12 protein-coding genes are annotated in these 21,822 nt (G+C 62.2%); 11 read left to right on the forward strand and 1 reads right to left on the reverse strand.

Features of this window, described 5'->3' with window-relative positions; genetic code table 11:
• Positions 1–91 precede the first annotated feature (91 nt).
• Positions 92–2,407: a glycoside hydrolase family 3 N-terminal domain-containing protein gene (locus tag BN5935_RS14640; RefSeq protein ID WP_064976749.1), complete on the reverse strand. Its 2,316-nt coding sequence runs from the start codon at positions 2,405–2,407 to the stop codon at positions 92–94.
• Positions 2,408–2,983: 576 nt separating this feature from the next.
• Here BN5935_RS14640 and BN5935_RS14645 point away from each other — a divergent pair.
• The 11 genes from BN5935_RS14645 to BN5935_RS14695 all read left to right on the forward strand — a co-directional run bounded on the left by BN5935_RS14645 (position 2,984) and on the right by BN5935_RS14695 (position 21,812).
• Positions 2,984–6,118 (forward strand): SusC/RagA family TonB-linked outer membrane protein, encoded by a 3,135-nt coding sequence (locus tag BN5935_RS14645; protein ID WP_064976750.1) that lies wholly within the window; start codon positions 2,984–2,986, stop codon positions 6,116–6,118.
• A gap of 14 nt (positions 6,119–6,132) precedes the next feature.
• On the forward strand, positions 6,133–7,575 hold the full coding sequence (locus tag BN5935_RS14650) for a RagB/SusD family nutrient uptake outer membrane protein (RefSeq protein ID WP_064976751.1): 1,443 nt from the start codon (positions 6,133–6,135) through the stop codon (positions 7,573–7,575).
• Positions 7,576–7,595: 20 nt separating this feature from the next.
• Entirely contained in the window at positions 7,596–8,201 is a 606-nt protein-coding gene (locus BN5935_RS14655; protein WP_064976752.1) for a fasciclin domain-containing protein, read from the forward strand.
• Between the two features lie 30 nt (positions 8,202–8,231).
• Positions 8,232–9,785, forward strand: coding sequence for a hypothetical protein (locus BN5935_RS14660; protein ID WP_064976753.1), 1,554 nt, complete (start codon positions 8,232–8,234; stop codon positions 9,783–9,785).
• A gap of 83 nt (positions 9,786–9,868) precedes the next feature.
• Positions 9,869–11,680, forward strand: a complete 1,812-nt coding sequence (locus BN5935_RS14665; RefSeq protein WP_064976754.1) for a glycoside hydrolase family 99 protein — start codon at positions 9,869–9,871, stop codon at positions 11,678–11,680.
• A complete protein-coding gene (locus BN5935_RS14670) occupies positions 11,677–14,037 on the forward strand; it encodes a glycoside hydrolase family 31 protein (protein WP_082944171.1) in 2,361 nt (786 codons plus the stop codon). Before BN5935_RS14665 ends, BN5935_RS14670 begins: the two co-directional genes overlap by 4 nt.
• A complete protein-coding gene (locus BN5935_RS14675) occupies positions 14,034–16,673 on the forward strand; it encodes a glycoside hydrolase family 2 TIM barrel-domain containing protein (protein ID WP_064976755.1) in 2,640 nt (879 codons plus the stop codon). Before BN5935_RS14670 ends, BN5935_RS14675 begins: the two co-directional genes overlap by 4 nt.
• Positions 16,674–16,678: 5 nt before the next feature.
• A complete protein-coding gene (locus BN5935_RS14680; protein ID WP_064976756.1) occupies positions 16,679–17,563 on the forward strand; it encodes a sialate O-acetylesterase in 885 nt (294 codons plus the stop codon).
• A 26-nt stretch (positions 17,564–17,589) separates the two neighbouring features.
• The gene (locus tag BN5935_RS14685; RefSeq protein ID WP_064976757.1) at positions 17,590–19,119 is read left to right on the forward strand and encodes a glycoside hydrolase 5 family protein; all 1,530 of its coding nucleotides are present in this window, start codon (positions 17,590–17,592) and stop codon (positions 19,117–19,119) included.
• Between the two features lie 221 nt (positions 19,120–19,340).
• Positions 19,341–20,087: an NUDIX hydrolase gene (locus tag BN5935_RS14690; protein ID WP_064976758.1), complete on the forward strand. Its 747-nt coding sequence runs from the start codon at positions 19,341–19,343 to the stop codon at positions 20,085–20,087.
• Positions 20,088–20,327: 240 nt separating this feature from the next.
• The gene (locus BN5935_RS14695; RefSeq protein WP_064976759.1) at positions 20,328–21,812 is read left to right on the forward strand and encodes a xylulokinase; all 1,485 of its coding nucleotides are present in this window, start codon (positions 20,328–20,330) and stop codon (positions 21,810–21,812) included.
• Positions 21,813–21,822: the final 10 nt, after the last annotated feature.

A 21,822-nucleotide genomic window follows, 5' to 3' on the forward strand; every position in this document is an offset into this window, starting at 1 on the left:
CGGATTTACGGTCGGAACGGAGCGTCGTTCCGACCGGACAAAGATAGCGCGAATCGGCCGGAAAAGCAAACCGGACTCCCGGAGGAAGGCGTCACTTCACCGTAAAGACGGCACGCCGGAGGTCCTTGTCGCGCGACGAGGAGCCGATCATCACCTCGAAATCGCCCGGCTCCACGCCGTAGTGCATCTTGGCGTCGTAATAGGCCAGTTTGTCGGGGGTCAGCGTGAACTCCACGCGGGTGCTCTCGCCCGGGGCCAAGGTCACGCGGCGGAAATCCCTGAGCTCCTTGACGGGACGCGTCGCCGAGCTGACCTTGTCGCGCAGGTAGAGCTGCACGACCTCCGTTCCGGCCGTGCTGCCCGTATTGGTCAGCGTGACCGAGGCCGTGAGCTGTCCGTCGGGGGCCATCGTGCCGGCCGAAAGCTCCACATCGCCGTATCCGAACGTCGTATAGCTCAGTCCGTAACCGAACTCGTAGAGCGGCGAGCTCTTGCCCGTGGCATAGGGGAACCAGTGGTGGGTGAACTTATGGTTGTAGTAGACGGGAATCTGCCCCGAGTGGCGCGGCACGGAGATGGGCATTTTGCCCGAAGGGTTCACCTTGCCGTAGAGAACCTCGGCGACGGCCTGACCGCCCAGCGATCCGGGTTCCCACGCCTCGATGAGCGCAGCGACGTTCTCCGAAACCCACTCCGTCGAGAGCGGGCGGCCGTTGGTCATCACCACCACGACCGGGATGCCCGTGGCGTGAAGCGCCCGGATGAGCGGCTCCTGCTCGCCGTAGAGCGAGATGTCGTAGCGGTCGCTGTTCTCGCCGCAGGTCTTCTCTTTCCAGTGGTAGCGCAGCGAGTTCTCGCCGACGACCACGATGGCGAGGTCCTTGCCCGCGGCCTGACGCACGGCGCCGCGCACCTGTTCGGGAGTTATGTTCCGGACGTTCCAACCCAAGTCGCAAAGCGTGAACTGCGTTTCGGGGCTCACGGCCTGCAAACCCTCCCAGACGGTCGTGACATTTTCCTCGGGCTGTCTGAAAGCCCAGTCGCCCAGTTGCACCTGATTGTCGGCAAAAGGCCCCGTCACCAGCACACGGCGGTATTTGGCCGGGTCGAGCGGCAGGATGCCGTCGTTCTCCAGCAGCACGATCGACTCGCGTGCGGCATCGAGCGCCGTTGCGCGGTGCTCCTCGCAGAAAAGCGTGCCGCGGGTCTTCTCCTCTCCGACATAGGGGTTTTCGAAGAGCCCCAGCCGGAATTTGGCCGCGAGGATGGGACGCACCGAAGCCTCGATGCGCGACTCCGGAATGACGCCGTCCCGGACCATTTCCAGCACTTCGTAATAGAAATCGGGACCGTGCATGTGCATGTCCATCCCGGCGTCGAGCGTCTGCGAATAGACGTCGCGCAGGGTCGCCCCCGTCGTGTGGTAGTCCTGCATGCGCTCGATATCCATCCAATCGCTCACCACGAAGCCGTCGAAGCCCCATTCGCCGCGCAGGATGTCGGTCAGCAGAAAACGGCTGCCGTGGCAGGGAATGCCGTCGTACTCGTTGTGGGCGGCCATCACCGTATAGATACCCGCCTCGACACACTTTTCGAACGGCGGCAGGAACACCTCGCGCAGCGTGCGCTCCGACATGTCGTTCGGCGCACCGTTGATGCCGTTCACCGGCTGGCTGCCGCCCGCCATGTGCTTGGCGCAGGCGATGACGTAATCCTCACCCGTGAAATCGGCCCCCTGCAATCCCTTCACGGCCGCCACGCCCAACTGCGTCACCAGATAGGGGTCTTCGCCGAACGTGTCGCCGACACGCCCCCAGCGGGCGTCGCGCGCCACCTCGATATTCGGGCCGAAGGTCCACTGCGAACCCGAAGCCCGCATTTCGAGGGCCGTTTCCCGGCCGATTTTCTCGACCAGCGCGGGGTTGAAAGAGGCGGCCTGCCCGATCTCGGTGGGATAGACCGTCGCCCCGCGGACCAGCCCCGTGCCGTGCATGGCGTCGATGCCGATCAGCACCGGGATCGCCAGCCGGCTCCGGAGCGCCAGCGACTGGATGTAGTTGGCCTCCTCGACCGACGTCACATGCAGGAACGAACCGGTGATACCCTCGCGGATCATCTCCTCGATCCGCTCGGGCGGACAGTCGGCATAGAAGCCCATGGCGTGGCTTTTCTTCATCTCGGCCTCGGAGAGCACCACGGCAGTCTGTCGCATGTGATTGAGGCCGACGTACTGGCACATCTGCCCGACCTTCTCCTCGAGGGTCATGCGGGAGAGGAGGTCGTCGACGCGCCGTTCGACGCTCTGCGAAGCATCCTTGTAGACCGGGTCGGCGTTGTCGCTGCAACCCGGAGCCGCGATCGCGGCAGCCGCAAAGAAGAAAGTCCAGTGACGAAGTTTCGTTTTCATAAGTGCTGAATTTGGATTTGTCTTTTGCCGCAAATTTAACACGAATCATCCGCCCGGGAGTTTGCATGCTATCGGAATCGGGTTTGCCAGCTATCATTTCGTCCGTCCCGGACGATCGTACTACTGTCAGGGCACCGGCATGGAGCAACCCTGCGGGATTCCGGATCAAAGAAACCGCCTTCGGGCAGGGTCCCGGCCGGGAGCGCGGACGGAAGCGGAGCCCCCGAAAATTAGTTAGCGTAAAAAATACCCCAAACAGCCGGTCGGCAAAAGGTGAAGATACGTCATGCCCTTAGCACCAAAAATACGGTATCAGGGCCCTTTAGAAACATTTCAGGCCGGTTTTTACAGACCGGAGAACGATCGCCGGACTATTTGTGTTATGGGTTTGGAACCGGGCGTGTGTGCGCACACACATATACTTTTTACCAAAAAAGTTATATAACTTTGCGTAGGACCCGTTTCCCGGAAGCGAGTCGGAAGCGGGCTCCGGGGTTCATATACATAGTATAAATAGCTGCTGACCAACACGCCACAATACAATCACCACATAAAACCAACTAACTAATTACAATCATGAAGAAACTATTGACGAAAGTTCATTGGCTGTGTGCCGTCTTAGTGGCGGTAATGCTGCTGCAATCGGGACTTGCCGTCGCCCAGAAAGGTGGGGGGGGGAAATTCACCCTCTCAGGCACAGTCAAAGGTGACGGCCAGCCCCTCGTCGGCGCGACCGTAGTCGAGCCGGGCACGTCGAACGGCACGGTGACCGGTGCAGACGGTAAATTCTCGCTTTCGCTCTCGAAACGCGGGGCGTCCATTCAGGTATCCTTCATCGGATATGTGACCAAAACGCTCACCGCGAATGCCGATCATCTGGATATTTCGCTCGACTCCGACGCCCAGAAAATCGACGAAGTGATGGTCGTGGCCTACGGCACGATGCGCAAGCGCGACGTGACGGGCGCCATCACCTCGATCTCGTCGGACGCCATCGAGCGCAGAACCCCCGCGAACGTCTTCGAGGCCCTGCAGGGACAGGTTGCCGGCGTGCAGATCTCCGCAGGCTCGGGACAGCCGGGTGAAAGTTCGCAGATCAACATCCGCGGTATCTCGACCTTCTCGGCCGAGGGCGTGAAGCCGCTCTATGTGGTAGACGGTATTCCGATGGAGGACATCGACGGCATCAACCCCGGCGACATCACCTCGATCGAAATTCTCAAGGACGCCGCATCGGCCGCCATGTACGGATCGCGTTCGGCCAACGGCGTCATCCTCATCACCACCAAGGGCGGTCAGGAGGGAGCTCCCCGCATCGACGTGAAATACCTCCACACATGGGGCAAACTTTCGCACAAACTCGCGCAGGCCACGCGCGCCGACCGCCGCAAGTACGACCTGCTGCGCCGCAAATATTTCCAAGACAACTCGATCGGTTCGCCCGACGAGAGTTTCATGATTATTCAGGACTCGCTGAACGCCGCGTTCAACGTCGACAACGACTATCAGGACATTCTCTTCCAGTGGGCTCAGAAAGATCAGGTAGACCTGAGCGTCTCGGGCGGCACGAAGAAGATGAAGTATTACGGTTCGACCGGCTACTACAACGAGCGCGGTATCGTCCCCAACACCAATTTCCAGCGTCTGACGGCCCGCATCAACGCCGACTACACGGCTGCCGACTGGCTGACGCTCCACAGCCGCGTCTCGCTGGGCTACTCCCAGAAGAACGGCATCAACGAGGGCCAACTGATGACCGCGATGCTCTCGCGCCGTCCCTATTTCAACCTTTACTATCCCGACGGCACGCTGGCCGGCGTATTCCAAGGTCAGAAGAGTCCGCTGGCACAGGTGAAATACACCACCGACCGCACGGAATACTATCAGGGCAACCTTTATCAGGGCTTCGAGATCAAACTCGCCAAGGGCCTGAAATTCCAGACGAGCATCAACGCCAACCTCTACCTCAACAAGCGCCAGCGCGTCTACCCGAGTATGATTACCGACGAGTGGCAGAAGAGCAACAGCGGTTACGCCGCCGACAACCTCAACTGGAACTGGCTCAACGAGAACGTCCTGACCTATAAGAACAAGTGGGGCAACCACAATTTCGAAGCACTTCTGGGCTTCAGCGAGCAGCAGTGGCGCACCGACCAGACCATCCTCTCGGGTATCAACTCCTCGACGGACTTCATCCCCACGATGAACGCCTTCGCCGCCAACCTCACCCTGAGCGAGACGGGAACTTGGCAAACCAACCACTCGATGGCGTCGTTCTTCGCCCGCGTTGGCTACGACTTCAAGTCGAAATACCTGATTCAGGCCACCTTCCGCCGGGACGGTTCGTCGCGCTTCTCGAAGAACAACCGCTGGGGCAACTTCCCCTCGGTATCGGCCGCATGGCGCCTCTCGGACGAAGGCTTCATGAGCTTCGCCCGCCGTGCGCTCGACGACGCCAAGATCCGCGTCAGTTGGGGTATCACCGGTAACGAGCAGATCGGCAACTACGACTACCTCTATTCCTATGCCACGGGCGATATCTACGACGGCGTGGGCGGCGTCTATCCCGCACGCCTCGCGGTGGACAACCTGCGCTGGGAGGAGACCCGTCAGGTGGACGTGGGTCTCGACCTGAGCTTCTTCAACAGCCGGCTCACCATCACGGCCGACTACTACGACAAGTACACCGACGGCCTGCTGGCCAACCGCGAGCTCCCGAAAGAGTCGGGTTTCTCGACCATGCGCACGAACGTCGGCGAGGTCAGCAACCGCGGTTTCGAGTTCACGATCGCCGGCGACCTCGTCCGCACGAAGGATTTCCGCTGGAACGCATCGTTCAACATCTCGCGCAACTGGAACACCATCGAGAAGCTCGCCGAGGGTGAGCCTTACCTCGAGAACGACCTCTGGTGGATGGCCGAAGGCGGTTCGATCGGCGATTTCTACGGCTACAAGCAGATCAACATCTTCCCCTACGACGAGTCGAACGCCTTCACGCCCGATTCATGGCAGCAGCTCACGCCCGTCTTCGAGAACGGCTCGTTCAGCCACTACACCCTCAACGGGCAGGTTTACAACGGCAGCTACGTCCAGAAGAAACTGCCCAACGGCAAGGTCTTCCGCGGCGGCGACGTCAACTGGGAGGAGTCCGCAGGCTCGCGCGACGGCATCATCGACGAGAGCGACCGCATGATTATCGGCAACGCCCTGCCCACCTACACCGGCGGTCTGAGCACCTCCTTCACCTACAAGAACATCGGACTGTTCGTATCGTTCTACTACTCGTTCGGCGGACAGATCTACAACTACGCCGAGCACCAGCGCAACATGTTCCTCTACAGCTCGACGACCCCCTCGGGCCATGTAATCAACAACATCTGGACCCAGCAGGGCGATCAGGCGCTCTACCCGCGCCCCTACAACGACGAGTACAACAACGCCCGTTACGCCAACTCGTTCTACGTCGAGGATGCCGACTACATCCGCCTGTCGAACATCCGCCTGTCGTACGACCTGCCCGAACGCTGGCTCAAGGCGCTGCGCATCAAGGCGCTGCAGGTCTACATCTTCGGCAACAACCTGATGACGTGGACCTCCTACAGCGGCTACGACCCCGAATTCTCGTCGTCGAACCCCCTGCAGATCGGCCGGGACACCTACCGTTACCCCATGAAACGTGAATTCGGCGTGGGTGCAAACATCAAATTCTAAAGGCTTACAACACCATGAAAAAGATACAATACATACTTGCCGCCGTCCTGCTGGTTTCGGGAGCCTCCTCCTGCGAGTCGTTCCTCGACGAACAGCCCGTCAGCGAAATTCCCGCCGACCAGATGTGGACCTCCTCGCGCGACGCCAAAGCCGGCGTAAGCCAGATGTACAACTATTTCCGCTCGGCCATGCGCGAAAACTACTTCTACTGGGGCGAGTTCCGCTCGGACGACTTCGAACCCGGAGCTTCGACGGCAGCCACCCAGCAGCGCGTCATCGACAACCAGTTGACCACCGACCTCAACTGCGCCAAGTGGACGGGACTTTATAAGGTCATCAACCAAGCCAATCTCTGCATCAAGTACCTCCCGGGCGTCGACATGCCGTCGGTATCGGACCGCAACGACCTGCTGGGACAGGCTTACGGCATGCGTGCGCTGGCTTACCTCTACGCCGTGCGCGTCTGGGGCGACGTGCCCCTGTTCACCGAGCCCAACGAGGAGTACAGCCCGGACATCTACCGCGAACGCACCGATAAGGAGTACATCCTGCGCGAAGTGATCCTCGAGGACGCCAAGAAAGCCGAATCGCTGCTCGACCGCACGAAGAACAAGGAGCGCAAGCGCATCTCGCCTTACGGCGCGTGGGCGATCATGGCCGACACCTACATGTGGCTCAAGGAGTACAGCCTCGCCGACCAGACCATCGAGAAGATGAAGAACAACACGACGTTCATGGCTTTCGAGCCGAGCATCGACACATGGAAGAAGATGTTCGCCGAGGAGCTAAACAACAAGGCCAGCGACAACACCCCCGAGAACGACGAGTACAGCACCAAGGAGTTCATCTTCGTCGTGCATTTCAACATGGACGAGGTGGGCACCAACGGTTACAGCTACATGTACCAGTGGTTCACCGGTTCGGGCAACCGCGCCGCCGTGGTTTCCGAAGTCCTGCGCAACAAGTACGATCAGGAAAAGGACCTGCGCTTCCCGATCGTGACGAAGAACTACCAGTCGGGCTGGGAGCTGCGCAAATACATCGCGGGAGACATCTCGTCGACGCTCAACAAGACCTGCGAGGTCGCCTACCCCATCTACCGCTATTCGGACATGCTGCTGCTTCAGGCCGAGGCTCAAGCCCGCCAGAGCAAGTGGGAGGAGGCTCTCGATCTGGTGAAGCCGATCCGCACGCGCGCCGGACTCGAGACCCCTTCGGCCGCCGATTTCGCCGACGAGGAGTCGCTCGTGGACTTCATCCTCGACGAGCGCCAGCGGGAGCTGGTCGGCGAAGGCCGCCGCTGGTTCGACCTCGTGCGCACGGGCCGCTGGAAGAGCGTCATGGGGCCCATCAACGGCTGCAAGGACGACGGCAACGAGCTCTTCCCGATCCATTTTTCCCATCTGGACCAGAACAAGAAACTGGTGCAGAACAGCTACTATGCAACGAGTAAATAATCCCTTAATCCGACTGTACCATGTGTAAACATATATTTAAGAAACTGGCGTTGCTTCTGGCGGTCGCACTGACCGCCGCCTGCGGCGACATGAAGCTGCAAACCGACGCCGACTACGACGGTTCGGTGCTCGACCCCCACATTCCGATGACGGCATGGGAGTATTTCGAAACCCGTTCGGACATCTTCAGCGAGTTCATGGCGGCCATCGAATACGCCGGCATGAAGGAGTACTACACCCAGACCGGCCACGAATACACGTTCTTGGCGCTGACCAACACGGCCGTCAAGAATTTCATCTCCGACCAGAACCACTCGTCATTGACGGAGTGTCCGGTCGAAGCGGTCCGCAACCTGCTGCGCTACCACATCGTCGACGGTTTCTACAGCGGCTATGGGGAACTTCCCGTCGAGGCGATCTTCGTGCTGACGCTGCGTCGCGGCGAAGAGGGCCTGATGACCATGCTCACCCGCAAAAACCCATGGATGGCCGACGCCGGAGCGATCATCGTGAACGACACTGGCACGAACGGCAACTCGCCCATGCGGAAGGCGATCAGCTCGAACATCATGCCCACCAACGGCGTGGTTCACGTCTTCGACTCCTACTGCTATTACAAGAAATAGGACATGACGAACTTTAAAACACCGAAAACCATGAATAAGAGACTATTCACCATACTGGCCGGGATTTTCGCCGTTGTGTCGTTCGCAGCCTGCAACGACGACGACGGCATCGACCCCTCGAGCGCCAAACCGACCATCACCTACGCTTACGACACGCTCGAAGCCGACCTCAACGTGGTCGACAACCTGCCGATCGTGGCCGTCGTCAAGTCGGAAGCCGGTCTTCAGAGCGTATCGCTCGACATTCTCACCTCGGACGACGAACGGGTTCCCGTGACCACCGTCACCGATTTCTTCAACCGCAAGAGCTACAGCCTTTCGGAAAAAGTGAATTGGGAGGCCGATTACACCCAAGCCGTCGTCACGGCCGTCGACCTGCTGGGCCGCACCGTCACCGAGTCGATCCCCGTGTCGATCATCGACGTCGTGGCTCCTCCCACGATCGTCTTCACGCCTGAGAGCTGGTCGTACGACGAGACCGTCGGCGGCGACAAGGAGCGCACGCATTTCGTCGTGACGAGCGCCAGCGCCCTCAAGAGCATTGAAATGTACCGGGTGACGACCGAAGGACAGACCCAGTACGGCGGAACCGTTACGGGCGGAGACACCGACCCGTGGACGACCTATACGTTCGACGAGATGATTCAGTACGGAGAGACGGACAAGGGATTCAAGGTCAAGGCCACGGACATCTACGATCAGGTGCGCATCGCTTCGATGACGGTCTCCTACAAGACCGTGCCGCCCCCGACCGTCACATTCGCCGATGCAATGATCTTCGCCGACAAGGACGAGAAGAAGGCCGTCAACATCGCGATCGAGTCGCTGGCCGGCGTCGTGAAGGTCGAGTTGTTCCGTCTGGAGGGCAAGACCGAGGTAGCATTACCCGTCAAGACCTACGACAAACTCCACACGGTGAACTATGCCGAAGAGATGGTGTTCACGAACGCCACATCGGGTGTCAAGGTGATCGTTACGGACAACGTGGGCCGCACGACCACGGCGACGACCAAGGCCATGGTCAACATGGATTATCTGGAGAGCGTGGAAATCGGCGCTATCGGCTATACGAGCGCCAAGGTTTCCAGACCGGATGTCTATGCGCTCTTCTCGCTCAAATACATGAAGACGCTGCCGATGCTGGATGTGCTCGACGCTGCTGAAACGAACGGTGTCGCCGACGTGGACATCTGTTACTACAACATGAGCAACGTGACCCACCGCATCTACTCGCCCGACGGAGAAAAGGCCGGGGAATACAAGGCTCCTGACGGCCGGACACTGAAAGATCTGGCGGCAAAGCCCATGACCCGCTACCAAGTGCTCACGAACGTCGATTTCGAGAGCGCAACGGCGGCCTCGATAGCGAACGATGTCGTTGCGAGCCAGATCACGCTCTCGCGTATCGACTCCAAAGTCGGCGATGTCATCGCATTCAAGACGGGCAGCAAATCGTCCGCCGGAGGGGCCCGGATCGGCCTTATGAAGATCCTTTCGATTTACGAGGAGACCACCGAAACCGGGAAACCGAAGAACACGAACCTGTCGACCGTGACGGTTTCGATCAAGTTCCCCAAGGAGTAACTACATTTTTGGAATCGGAAATTCCTCCGGAGCAATTCTCCGGAGGGGTTTCCGTTCCTTGATAAATAAAACCGATTGAAACGATGACCCCGTTACGCATTTTACCCGCGGCGGCGGCGCTGCTCCTGCTCACGACGGCAGCCCCGGCGCAAAACGGCAAGAAAATCTATGCCGACTACCACGGCGTGCGCTATACGCGCGCCCACGACGGCAAACTGGGCCGCTGGGAGATGCACGCCGAAACCGCCAAGTCGAAGACCGGCCGGAAGAGGCTTTGCTACAACGCCGACTTCACGGACGCTGAGGGACGCCACGACATCGCCGCCGTGGCCTATCCGCAGGTGGGCATGCAGTCGAACCTCGACCCCGATTACATCGAATACCAGATTCTCTCGGCCAAGGCCGCGGGCATCGACGGATTCTTCATCGAATGGGGTTTCATGGACCACGAGAACGACAAACTGCTGAAGGCCATGCAGCCCGTGGCCGCGAAATACGGCTTCGAAATCGGCGTCAACTGGTGCGACGGCTGGCTCTACTACGACTGGATCACCCGCATGCACCCCGAGATCGACACCCGCGAGGCCAAGACCGAGCATTATGCCCGCTGTTACCAGTATCTGGTGGACAACGTACTGTCGGGCCCGACGGCCCCGACCGTCGGCGGACGCCCGGTCTTCTACCTCTTCGGCCCGGGCGCCAAACCCGCCGAATATGCCTATGCCGCATCGAAGGTCCGCCTGCCCGAAGGGATGCAGCAGCCCGCCGTGCTGCGCCGCTGGGCCGAATGGGGCACGCTCGAGGAGAACCGCTACGTTCCCGTGCGCTGGAGCCCCGAGATCGAGTCGTGGAAAGAGCTGGGGATGATCCCCACGGCATGGCTGCCGGCCCGCGTGCGTCCGATGGACGCCGCACACCCCTACTGGGACAATTACGCCGAACCGGACGACCTCATTGAGTTCATGAAGCCGTTCCGCGACTCGGTGTGGATGAGCCCCGACCCGGCCTACACCGTTAAATCGGGTTTCGTCATGCCCGGCATGGACAACCGCGGCTGCGCCGGCTGGGGCGGACAGCATTTTTACTACATTCCGCGGGATGAAGGCCGGACCTACAAGCGGATGTGGGAGTTCAACATGGCTTCGCGCGACAGCCTCGACATGGTGTTCATCGCCTCGTGGAGCGACTACACCGAGGGGCACGAGATCGAGCCCACGGTGGAGAACGGCGACCGCGAGCTGCGCACGACGCTGCATTACGCGGCGCAGTTCAAAGAGATGGCCGAGGATGCCTCGGGTATTGCACTTCCGGCGCGGATTTTCGACCTGCGCAAGCGGAGCGAACACCTCGCCGCGGCACGCCGCAAGACGGCCGGAGCCGACGCTCTGATCGACGCGGCCGCCGAAGCTGTCGCCAAGGGGGCCTATTCGGAAGCCGCCGAACGGATATCCGCGGCGGAAACCGCCGTGGAGACACTCGAAAAGACACTCAAAAACAGCACGCTCGACATTCCGGAATCGGAACTGCGATTCAGCAGCGACGCCGTGCACGGCGTCCGGTACGTTTCGCCCGAACTGAAAGTCTACCTCCCCGAGACGGCGACCCGTTCGCTGATCGCGGCACGGACCCACACGGGGTATGTCGAGTTCGAATACTTCGACGACGCCCCGACGGGCGATTTCGTCTTCATCTACTCGCGCACCGAGCGTCAGCCCAAGGACCTCTTCGCCACCGTCGCCAAGTTCAAGACCGACGGTTCGGGCACATGGAAACGGGTGCGCGTCGAACTGGCGCCCGAAAACGTGCTCTACGCCACGACTCCGGGCTTTACACTGCTGTTCAAAGGCAAACTGAAGCTGCGCGACGTCAGCTTCCATTACACCCTCAGCCGATGATGCGCCTGCTCATTACCCTGCTGTCGGCCGCCATCTGCGCGGCCTGCGGCGGTCCCCAACGCGACGGCAACGCCTTTACGTTCGACGAGGCCGGCATGGCCTACCGCGTCGAGTTCCGCTCGGAAAACACCGTGCGCATCCTCGCCCGCCCCGCCGGGTCGCCCCTCGTGACGCGGCGGCTGGTCGTGGATTCGCTGCCTGCGGCTCCCGTCGAGGTGCGCCGCGAGGCCATTGAGCACGGCTATGCGTTCCGCACGCCGCAGCTTCGGGTGGAGTTCGACCGCACGCGCGGCCTTTTCTCGTTCCGGGACGCCCGCACGGGCACGCTCCTACTTGAGGAGACCGCCCGCAGCCTCCGCCCCGACACCGTGGGCGGCGAGGCATGCTACGCCGTGACCCAGCGTTTCGCAGGCACCGACGACGAGGCGCTGTACGGACTGGGCCAGTACCAGACGGGCGCCCTGAACTACAAACGCGACACGGTCCTGCTGCTGCAGGCCAACAAGGATATCGTCAACCCCTATCTGGTCTCCACGCGCGGCTTCGGACTGCTGTGGGACAACTATTCGGCCTCGGAGTTCCGCGACGGGGGCGACGCTTTCGAATTCACGTCGGAGGTGGGCGACGCCGTCGATTACTGGTTCGTCTACGGAGGCGATCCCGCCGGATGCGTGCGCGGCTACCGTGCGCTGACCGGCGCCGCGTCAATGCTCCCGAAATGGGCTTTCGGATTCTGGCAGTCGAGGGAACGCTACAAGACCTTCGACGAACTGACCGGCGTGGTCAGCGAATACCGCCGCCGCCACATCCCGATCGACGTCATCGTGCAGGACTGGGAGTATTGGGGCGAAAAACCCCATTGGAATGCCCTCGTGTGGGATTCGGTGCGTTTCCCGAACCCCAAAGCCGCCATCGACCGCCTGCACGAAGAGTCCGGCGTGCGGCTGCTGGTCTCGGTATGGCCGGGATTCGGCCCCGAGACGGCCGTATACCGCGATCTGGAAGCCGCCGGAGCGCTGTTCGACGAGCGGACGTGGGCCGGGTACAAGGTCTTCGACGCCTATGCCCCGGCGGCGCGCGACATCGTCTGGAGCCACTTCCGCACGGGGCTGTTCGACACCGGCGTCGACGGCTGGTGGATGGACGCCACCGAGCCCTCGTTCCGCGAGGGATTCACCCAGCGCAAGCAGGAGGCCCGCACCAAGTCGGCCGGAAAGACCCGTATGGGGGCTTTCCACCGCTATCTGAACACCTATTCGCTGGTCTGGATGGGCGATCTTTACGGCCGCCTGCGCGCGGCGGCTCCCGAGCGCCGGCCGCTGCTCTTCACCCGCTCGGCATTCGCCGGGCAGCAGCGCTACGGAACGGCCGTCTGGTCGGGCGACATCATCGCCTCGTGGGAGACGATGAAACGCCAGTTGGCCGCGGGTGTCAACCTCGCGGCGTCGGGATTCCCCTACTGGACGTTCGACACGGGCGGATTCTACGTCACCGACAACGGCGGCATCTACCCCCGCGGACTGGCTGACCCGGCCTATAAGGAGTTATACGCCCGCTGGTTCCAGTTCGGGGCCTTCCTGCCGATCTTCCGCGCCCACGGAACCAACGTCCCGCGCGAGGTGTGGCAGTTCGGCGACGAGGGGAGCGTCTGGTACCGCAACCAGACAAAATACATCGACCTGCGCTACCGCCTGACGCCCTATGTCTACTCCACGGCCTACGACGTCGCCGCCAACGGCAGTTCGTTCATCACGGCCGCGGGCATGGCTTTCCCCGGAGACCGCGACATCGCGGCTTACGACGAAGCCTATCTGTTCGGTCCCTCGCTGTTGGTGCGTCCCGTCTTCGAGCCGATGCCCGACGGAGCCCGAACCCAGCCCGTCGCAACGCTCCTGCCGCGCCACGACGGCGCATGGTGGTACGACTTCTTCACGGGCGAGGTTTTCCGCAGCGGAGAGCGCGCGGTCAAAACGTGCGGCCTCACCGAACTCCCGGTCTATGCCCGGGGCGGTTCGATCGTGCCGCTGGGCGCGGTGAAGGAGTCGGTGATGGCCGGTCCCGATGCCGAACTCGAAATCCGCGTCTACACCGGGGCCGACGCCCGTTTCGTCCTCTACGACGATGCCGGAGAGGGCTACGGCTACGAGCAGGGCCAATACGCCCGCTGCACCCTCGGCTGGTCGGAGGCGGACGCCGTGCTGAGCATCTCCGCGCGTGAAGGTTCCTACCCCGGCATGGCGCAGGAACAGACGCTCCGCATCCGGGTCTTCCGCCCCGGGGCCGCCCCCGCGGAACAGACCGTCCGCTACACGGGCGAACCCCTCGACTGCAAATTCCAATCAACCGAAAACCGATGAAACACATCCGAATCATTCTCTGTCTGACGCTGCTTCTGACCGCCGCTTCGTCCGCGGCCCGGGTCAAATACACGGTCAACGACGCTTGGCGCTTTACCAAAGGCTCGCCTTACAACGCCTTCCTGCCCGCGGCCGACGACTCGGCGTGGGAAACAGTGAACATCCCCCACACATGGAATGCCGGGGACGCCGACGACGACGTCCCGGGATTCTACCGCGGCCCGGCATGGTACCGCAAGCGGATCGTCCTGCCGGCCGACGCCGCCTCGAAGCAGGTCTACCTCTGCTTCGAGGGGGCCAACCAAGTGGTGCGGCTCTATGTCAACGGTCATTACGCCGGGAAGCACACGGGCGGTTACACGCGCTTCGTGTTCGACATCACGAAATACATCGTCCCGGGCGGCGAGAACCTCTTCGCCGTCGAAGTGGACAACGCCCACAACCCCGACATCCCGCCCCTGTCGGCCGACTTCACCTTCTTCGGCGGCATCTACCGCGACGTGAGCCTGCTGATGACCGACAAGGTACATGTGGCGCCGACCGACTTCGCGTCGCCGGGCGTCTACCTATCGACCCCCGAGGTCACGGCCCGGCAGGCTACGGTCGAGGTGCGGACGCTGGTGGCCAACAGCGGTTCGAAGACGGCCCGGGTGCGCGTCGAACACCGCATTCTCGCACCCGACGGCCGCTGTGTCGCCCGCACGGACGACACGGCGGAAGTGGCTGCCGGAAGCATCGCGGAACAGCTCCGCCGCGGCATCACGATCGCCTCACCCCGGCTGTGGGACATCGACGAACCGAACCTCTACCGCGTGCTGACGCGCATCGTGGCCGAGGACGGCCGCGTGCTGGACGAGGTTTCCAACCCGCTGGGACTGCGGTGGTTCTCGTTCGACCCCGACAAAGGGTTCTCGCTCAACGGCCGCCCGCGCAAGCTCGTCGGCACATGCCGCCATCAGGACTATCTGGGCCGCGGCTGGGCGCTGACCGACGAGATGCACGAACGCGACATACGCCTCATCAAGGAGATGGGCGGCAACTTCCTGCGCGTGTCGCACTACCCGCAGGACCCCGTGGTGATGGAGATGTGCGACCGGCTGGGCATCGTGACTTCGGTCGAAATCCCGGTGGTCAACGCCGTCACCGAGAGCGAGGAGTTCCTCGAAAACTCGGTGCACATGGTCCGCGAAATGGTCCGTCAGGATTTCAACCACCCTTCGGTGATGATCTGGGCCTACATGAACGAGACGCTGCTCCGCCCGCCCTACACCGATGAAGCCCGCACGAAGAGTTACTACAAAGCCCTCGAACGCGTGGCCCGCACGCTGGAAGAGACCCTGCGCAGCGAGGACCCCTCGCGCTACACGATGATCGCCTTCCACAACGCCCCGGACCGGTATGCCGCGGCCAACCTGACCCGGATTCCGATGATTCAGGGCTGGAACCTCTATCAGGGATGGTACGAAAAGGACATCACCGGCTTCGAGCGCATCCTCGACCGGCTCCACGCCCAGTATCCCGACAAAGTGCTGATCGTGACCGAGTACGGCGCCGACGTCGATCCGCGCCTGCACTCGTTCTCGCCCGAGCAGTTCGATTTCTCGCAGGAGTACGGGCTGGTCTACAACCGTCACTATCTGAGCGAGATGCAAAAGCGTCCCTTCATCGCGGGTTCGTCGCTCTGGAACCTCAATGCGTTCTACTCCGAGCCGCGCGCCGACGTCGTGCCCCACGTCAATAACAAGGGCATCACGGGTCTCGACCGCGAGCTGAAAGACACCTATCTTTTCTACAAGACCGTGCTCAGCAGCACCCCGCAGCTCGCCATCGGCAACCGCGAGTGGCAGAACCGCAGCGGAGCGGACGACGGCTCGGGCCGCTGCATACAACCCGTGCCGGTCTTCACCAACCAGCCGTCGGTGACCCTCACCCTCAACGGCCGCAAAGTCAGGACCAAGCGTTCCGAAGGGGGCGTGGCGATGTTCGACGTTCCGTTCACGGACGGCGAGAACCGTCTCGTGGCCCGGGCCGGGGCGCTCACCGATGTCCTGACCGTCGGTTTCCGGCTGGCGCAGGCGTCGCCCGAACGTTTCACCGAGCTGAACGTGATGCTCGGCTCGCCCCGCTATTTCGACGACCGCGAGGCGGGTCTGGCGTGGATTCCCGAACAGCCCTACACCCCCGGCAGTTGGGGATACGTCGGCGGGGAGGTCCTGCGCCGCTCCGGAACCGGGTTCCTCGGAAGCGCGTCGGCCATCCTCGGCACGAAGAACGTCCCCGTCTTCCAGACCCAGCGCGTCGGCATCGAGTCGTTCCGCGCCGACGTGCCCGACGGCAGCTACTCGGTCTACCTCTACTGGGCCGAACTCGACGCTGCCGAGAAGCGCGAGGCGCTGGCCTACAACCTCGGCTCCGACGGCGCCCAGCAGCAGTACACGGGACGCCGCTTCGACGTCTCGGTGAACGGACAGAAGGTGTTCGAAAACTTCTCGATCGCCGCCGAGGTCGGTTTCTCGCGGGCGATGGTCCGCAAAGTCGACGTCATCGTGCGCGACGGCCGGGGCCTGCGCGTCGATTTCGGACGCATCGAGGGCGAACCCGTGCTGAACGCCATCCGCATCTACCGCAACCACTAACACCCATGAAACGCTCACTCCTGCTCACACTGGCCCTGTGTCTTGCCGCTGCTGCCAGCGCCCGCCCCGATACGGTCTATGTGGCCCACGGAGCCGCGCATACCCCGCGCATCGAACGCGCGGACGGACATGCCGTCGAATCCCGCCCCATGCAGGGCGACACGCTCACGGCCGGCGGCGTCTGCTTCGTGCGGCTGCCGCGCCTGCGACTGGTGCTCTGCATCGGGCAGTCGAATATGGCGGGGCGGGGACTGATGGACGCCGAGGCCGCCGACACGCTCCGCGGGGTCTATCTCTTCAACGGCGAGGGCTTCGAACGCGCCGTGGAACCGATGAACCGCTACTCCACCGTCCGCAAGGAACTCGGGATGCAGCGCGTCGGCCCCTCGGGCAGCTTTGCCGCGCATTACGCGGCGGCGACGGGCGCCCCGGTGGGCATCGTGGTCAACGCCCGCGGGGGTTCGTCGATCGACGAATGGCTCCCGGGCTCCGAAACGGATTATCTGGCCAAAGCCGTCGAGCGCATCCGCGCCGCAGGCGACTGGGGCGACGTCGTGGCGGTCCTCTGGCATCAGGGCGAAGCCGACTCGGCGCACCCCGAACGCTACGAGGCCAAGCTCCGCCGCCTCGTCGGAATCCTGCGCACGGAACTCGGCAACCCCTCGCTGCCGGTGGTCTTCGGCGAAATCGCCCATTGGAACTGGACGCGACGCGCGGAGGGCACCGCGCCCTTCAATGCGATGCTCCGCCGTCTGCGCATCCCGCACACGGCCTGCGTGTCGGCCGAGGGGCTCCAGCCGATGAAGGACGAGACCGACCCGCACTTTTCGGCCCCGAGCCAGCGCGAACTGGGACGCCGCTACGCCGAAGCCCTGCTGAAACTGCAATGAAACGAACATTCTAACCTACTAATGCAATGAATAAAACATTCAACACCTTTCTCTTCGCTGCGGGATGCCTTCTGGCTGCCGCAGCCTGTACCGACGACACGACCGGCGGCGAACCCTCGGGCAAACCCGGCCACAACGACAAGCCCGAGTACAGTTACTCGGCCGTCGAATACCGCAAAATCCAGAGCGGCAGTTTCAAGCCGTGGACCACGGCCGACGCCACGGAAACCCGCACGGTCAAGGGCATGAACTGGTTCTCGCCCGTGGACGGACACGTCGAAACGGCGTGGGGCGGCCGTCTCGATTACGGCGAACCCGCCTCCGTGACGGGCACCGAAGGCTACTTCCGCGTGGGCAAGGCCGACGGACGCTGGTATTTCCTCGACCCGGACGGCGGCGCCGTCATCCTGCACGGCACGCAGCACGTCCGTCCCGGCACCTCGGCCGAACACGCCGCGTCGTTCAACAGCAAATTCGGCAGCAACGCCAAGTGGAGCGCCGAGACGGGCGCGATGCTCGCTTCCTACGGCTTCAACTACATTTCCTACGGCTCGAACCGCATCGAGCGCTTCCCGGACGACATGCGCGAAAGCCTGCTCAATCCCGGCAAGCGCAAGATGGCCTATGCCGAGAACCTCTACCTGCTGCGCACCTTCATGTGGGACATGACCGCCAACTTGGGCTATGCGTTCGAGGACGGCACCTACAACCGCCTCGTGCTGGCTTTCGAGCCCACGTTCCAGAGCTATGTCGAGAACCTCGCCCGCGAGAAATGCGCCCTGTTCGCCGGAGACAAACATTTCGTGGGTTACTACCTCGACAACGAGCTGCCTTTCGTGGCCTATGAGAACGCCGACGCCGTGAAAGGCATCGAGCTGAAACATTTCCTCTCCCTGCCCGACAAATACAAGGGCGCGCGCGACTTCGCCGAAGCGTTCATGGCGCAGGAGGGCATCGCCTCGGCGGACGCCATCACCAAGGCCCACCGCGAGAAATTCCGCTCGGCGGTGGCCGACCACTATTTCAAGGTCACGAGCGAGGCCGTCCGCAAGGCCGACCCGCAGCACCTGATCCTCGGCTCGCGCCTCCACGACTGGAGCAAATACACGCAGGGCATCGTCGAAGCCTGCGCCCGCTACTGCGACGTGGTGTCGGTCAACTACTACGCCCGCTGGCAGCCCGAACCCGACTTCATGGCCAACCTCGCCGTGTGGTGCGGCAACAAACCGTTCATCGTCACGGAGTTCTACGTCAAGGGCGCCGACGCCAATTACAAGGGCCGCGACTACGCCAACACCGACGGCGGCGGATGGCTCGTGCGCACGCAGAAGAACCGCGGAGAGTTCTACCAGAACTTCTGCCTGCGGCTGCTCGAAACGCGCAACTGCGCCGGGTGGATGCACTTCGAATACAACGACGGCTACGGCGGCACGGCCGATTCGAACAAAGGTCTCGTATCGGTGGAGTACAGCCCCTACACCGACTACCTGAACATGGCCAAGGAGCTTCACACCAACCTCTACCCGCTGGCCTCCTACTACGATTCGGAGCGCTGAAACCAGCCCCGACCGTGAACCCCTGCGCCGACCGGAATCCCGCCAACATCCCGCAGGATTCCGGTTAGCGTAATTCCGGACCTAACACGGCCGCCCCATAATCGGCCCTCAGTCTTTCTGGCAGGCACTTTGCAGCGGCATGGTTAGCGTATAAAATACGATAAGTTTGGATTTGCCCTTGCGAATGGATAATTTTACAATCGTAACCTAAACCCGCGACCATGTCTATTCAGATGAACCAATCGCTGTCGGTCGACTGTGCCGTCTTCGGTTTCAACGGAAAATCGCTCAAGGTGCTGCTCATCGAGCGGCGCTACTACAAGCCCGACACCCGCCTCGACAAGCTCAAGCTGCCGGGGGCGATGATCCTCGAGAACGAGACGCTGCCCGAAGCCGCCTACCGTGTCCTCGAAGAGGCCACGGGACTCAAGAACGTCTACCTGAAACAGATGGACATCTTCTCCGACCCCAAGCGCGTGGCCGGCGAGGAGCTGGAGTGGATCAACCGCTACCACGGCATCCAGACCGACCGCGTGGTCACCGTCGGTTACTATGCGCTGGTGAAGCTCGACAGCCGCACCATCGCCTACACCACGGCCAAGGGAGCCCAGTGGGTCGACGTGGATTCGATCCAACGGCTGGCCATGGACCACAAGGCGATCCTTTCGGCGGCCCTCACGGTGCTGTGCCGCGAGATGCTGCAATCGCCGGTGGCCTTCGAGCTGCTGCCGCGCAAATTCACGATCCGCGCCCTGCAAAACCTCTACAGCGCCGTGCTGGGCATCGACATCGACAACCGCAATTTCCGCAAAAAGATACTGGCCTCGGGCTTCCTGACCCCCACCGCCGAGAAGGAGCAGGGCGTGGCCCACAAACCCGCGCAGTACTACACCTTCAACAAGAACGCCTACAAGAAGGCCCTGAAGGAGAAGCTGAAGCTGGGATTTATCAATAACTGGAGGTATTAAAAAAGTAGTTACCGCTTGTATTCCGGTTGACAATCCGGGTGCGTCGCGACAAGCCCCTCCCGAGGGCCGTTTAAAAAACGGCTTAAAAAAAGAGGAAGCGCGGAAGCGGGTCTGATACTCAACGCCGGGGCACCGCCTATAAAGCCCGGCTTTTAGCCGGGTCAGACTTGCAAACGACGCCGAAGGCGGCGAGAACAGCAATCGAAAGCGAGATACGATAGATAAAAGTACATAACAACTATGAAAAGTTTAGGCATAGACATAGGTTCATCGTCGGTCAAGGTGTCGCTGCTGGACATCCCGACGGGCGAATGCGTGGCCTCGGCCACCAATCCCGCGGCCGAAATGCCCATCGACGCCCTGCAGGGCGGCTGGGCCGAACAGGACCCCGAAATGTGGTGGCACTACGTCCGCGAGGGCATCCGGCAGATCGCCGTGAAACACCCCATGCGCGAAGTCGCGGCCATCGGCATCACCTACCAGATGCACGGTCTCGTGGCGCTCTCCGAGGAGGGCGAGCCGCTGCGCAAATCGATCATCTGGTGCGATTCCCGGGCCGTCGGGATCGGCGCCGAGGCCCTCGAAGGCATCGGCCGGGAGTTCTGCCTCGAACACACCCTCAATTCGCCGGGCAACTTCACCGTGTCGAAACTCGCGTGGGTCAAGCGCAACGAGCCCGAAACGTTTGCCAAGGTCTACAAATTCATGCTTCCGGGCGACTACATCGCCTACCGCCTTTCGGGACGGATGTCCACGAGCATCAGCGGCCTTTCGGAGCAGATCCTCTGGGACTTCAAGGAAGAGCGCCGCGCGGACTTCGTGGCCGACTGGTACGGCATTCCCCACACGATGATCCCCGACGCCGACGTCTCGATCGGCATTCAGTCGCACACCGACGCCGCCACGGAACGCGAGCTGGGCATCCCGGCCGGCACGCCCATCTCCTACCGTGCGGGCGACCAGCCCAACAACGCCTTCTCGCTCAACGTCCTAGAGGCGGGCGAGGTGGCCGCTACGGGCGGCACGAGCGGCGTGGTCTACGGTGTCGTCGACACCCCGAAGGCCGACCCGCAATCGCGCGTCAACACCTTCGTCCACGTCAACCACACGGCCGAAAAGCCCCGCTACGGCATCCTGCTCTGCATCAACGGCACGGGCATCATGAACTCGTGGATGCGCCGCAACGTCACGCAGCAGACGATGGACTATGCGGCGATGAACCGCTTGGCAGCGAGTGTCCCGGCGGGTTCCGAGGGGCTGCTGGTCATCCCCTTCGGCAACGGCGCCGAGCGGGTGCTCGAAAACCGTTACACGGGAGCCGGGATCGTCAACATCGACCTCAACCGCCACACCACGGCGCACATCCTCCGCGCCGCGCAGGAGGGCATCGCCTACTCGTTCCGCTACGGCATCGACATCATGCGGGGGCTGGGGCTCTCGCCCGACGTCATCCGCGCCGGGCAGGCCAACCTGTTCCTCTCGCCGCTGTTCCGGCAGACGCTCTCGACGCTCACCGGGGCCCGCATCGAACTGTTCAACACCGACGGGGCACTGGGTGCGGCACGCGGTGCGGCGCTGGGCGCGGGACTTTACAAGACCCGCGAAGAGGCTTTCGCCTCGCTCCGCCGGCTGGAGGTCGTGAAACCCGTCGAGGCCGACCGCGAAGCCCTCGAAGCGGGATACCGCGCGTGGGTCGCAGAAATCGAATCGAAACTCAACAAATAAACCAAAAAAA

This window comes from Alistipes provencensis (assembly GCF_900083545.1).
Taxonomy (GTDB): Bacteria; Bacteroidota; Bacteroidia; order Bacteroidales; family Rikenellaceae; genus Alistipes; species Alistipes provencensis.

Bases quoted from the DNA above. Each gene is read 5' to 3' on its own strand.
- BN5935_RS14640 (WP_064976749.1), bottom strand. From the start codon at position 2,407: ATGAAAACGAAACTTCGTCACTGGACTTTCTTCTTTGCGGCTGCCGCG.
- BN5935_RS14645 (WP_064976750.1), top strand. From the start codon at position 2,984: ATGAAGAAACTATTGACGAAAGTTCATTGGCTGTGTGCCGTCTTAGTG.
- BN5935_RS14650 (WP_064976751.1), top strand. From the start codon at position 6,133: ATGAAAAAGATACAATACATACTTGCCGCCGTCCTGCTGGTTTCGGGA.
- BN5935_RS14655 (WP_064976752.1), top strand. From the start codon at position 7,596: ATGTGTAAACATATATTTAAGAAACTGGCGTTGCTTCTGGCGGTCGCA.
- BN5935_RS14660 (WP_064976753.1), top strand. From the start codon at position 8,232: ATGAATAAGAGACTATTCACCATACTGGCCGGGATTTTCGCCGTTGTG.
- BN5935_RS14665 (WP_064976754.1), top strand. From the start codon at position 9,869: ATGACCCCGTTACGCATTTTACCCGCGGCGGCGGCGCTGCTCCTGCTC.
- BN5935_RS14670 (WP_082944171.1), top strand. From the start codon at position 11,677: ATGATGCGCCTGCTCATTACCCTGCTGTCGGCCGCCATCTGCGCGGCC.
- BN5935_RS14675 (WP_064976755.1), top strand. From the start codon at position 14,034: ATGAAACACATCCGAATCATTCTCTGTCTGACGCTGCTTCTGACCGCC.
- BN5935_RS14680 (WP_064976756.1), top strand. From the start codon at position 16,679: ATGAAACGCTCACTCCTGCTCACACTGGCCCTGTGTCTTGCCGCTGCT.
- BN5935_RS14685 (WP_064976757.1), top strand. From the start codon at position 17,590: ATGAATAAAACATTCAACACCTTTCTCTTCGCTGCGGGATGCCTTCTG.
- BN5935_RS14690 (WP_064976758.1), top strand. From the start codon at position 19,341: ATGTCTATTCAGATGAACCAATCGCTGTCGGTCGACTGTGCCGTCTTC.
- BN5935_RS14695 (WP_064976759.1), top strand. From the start codon at position 20,328: ATGAAAAGTTTAGGCATAGACATAGGTTCATCGTCGGTCAAGGTGTCG.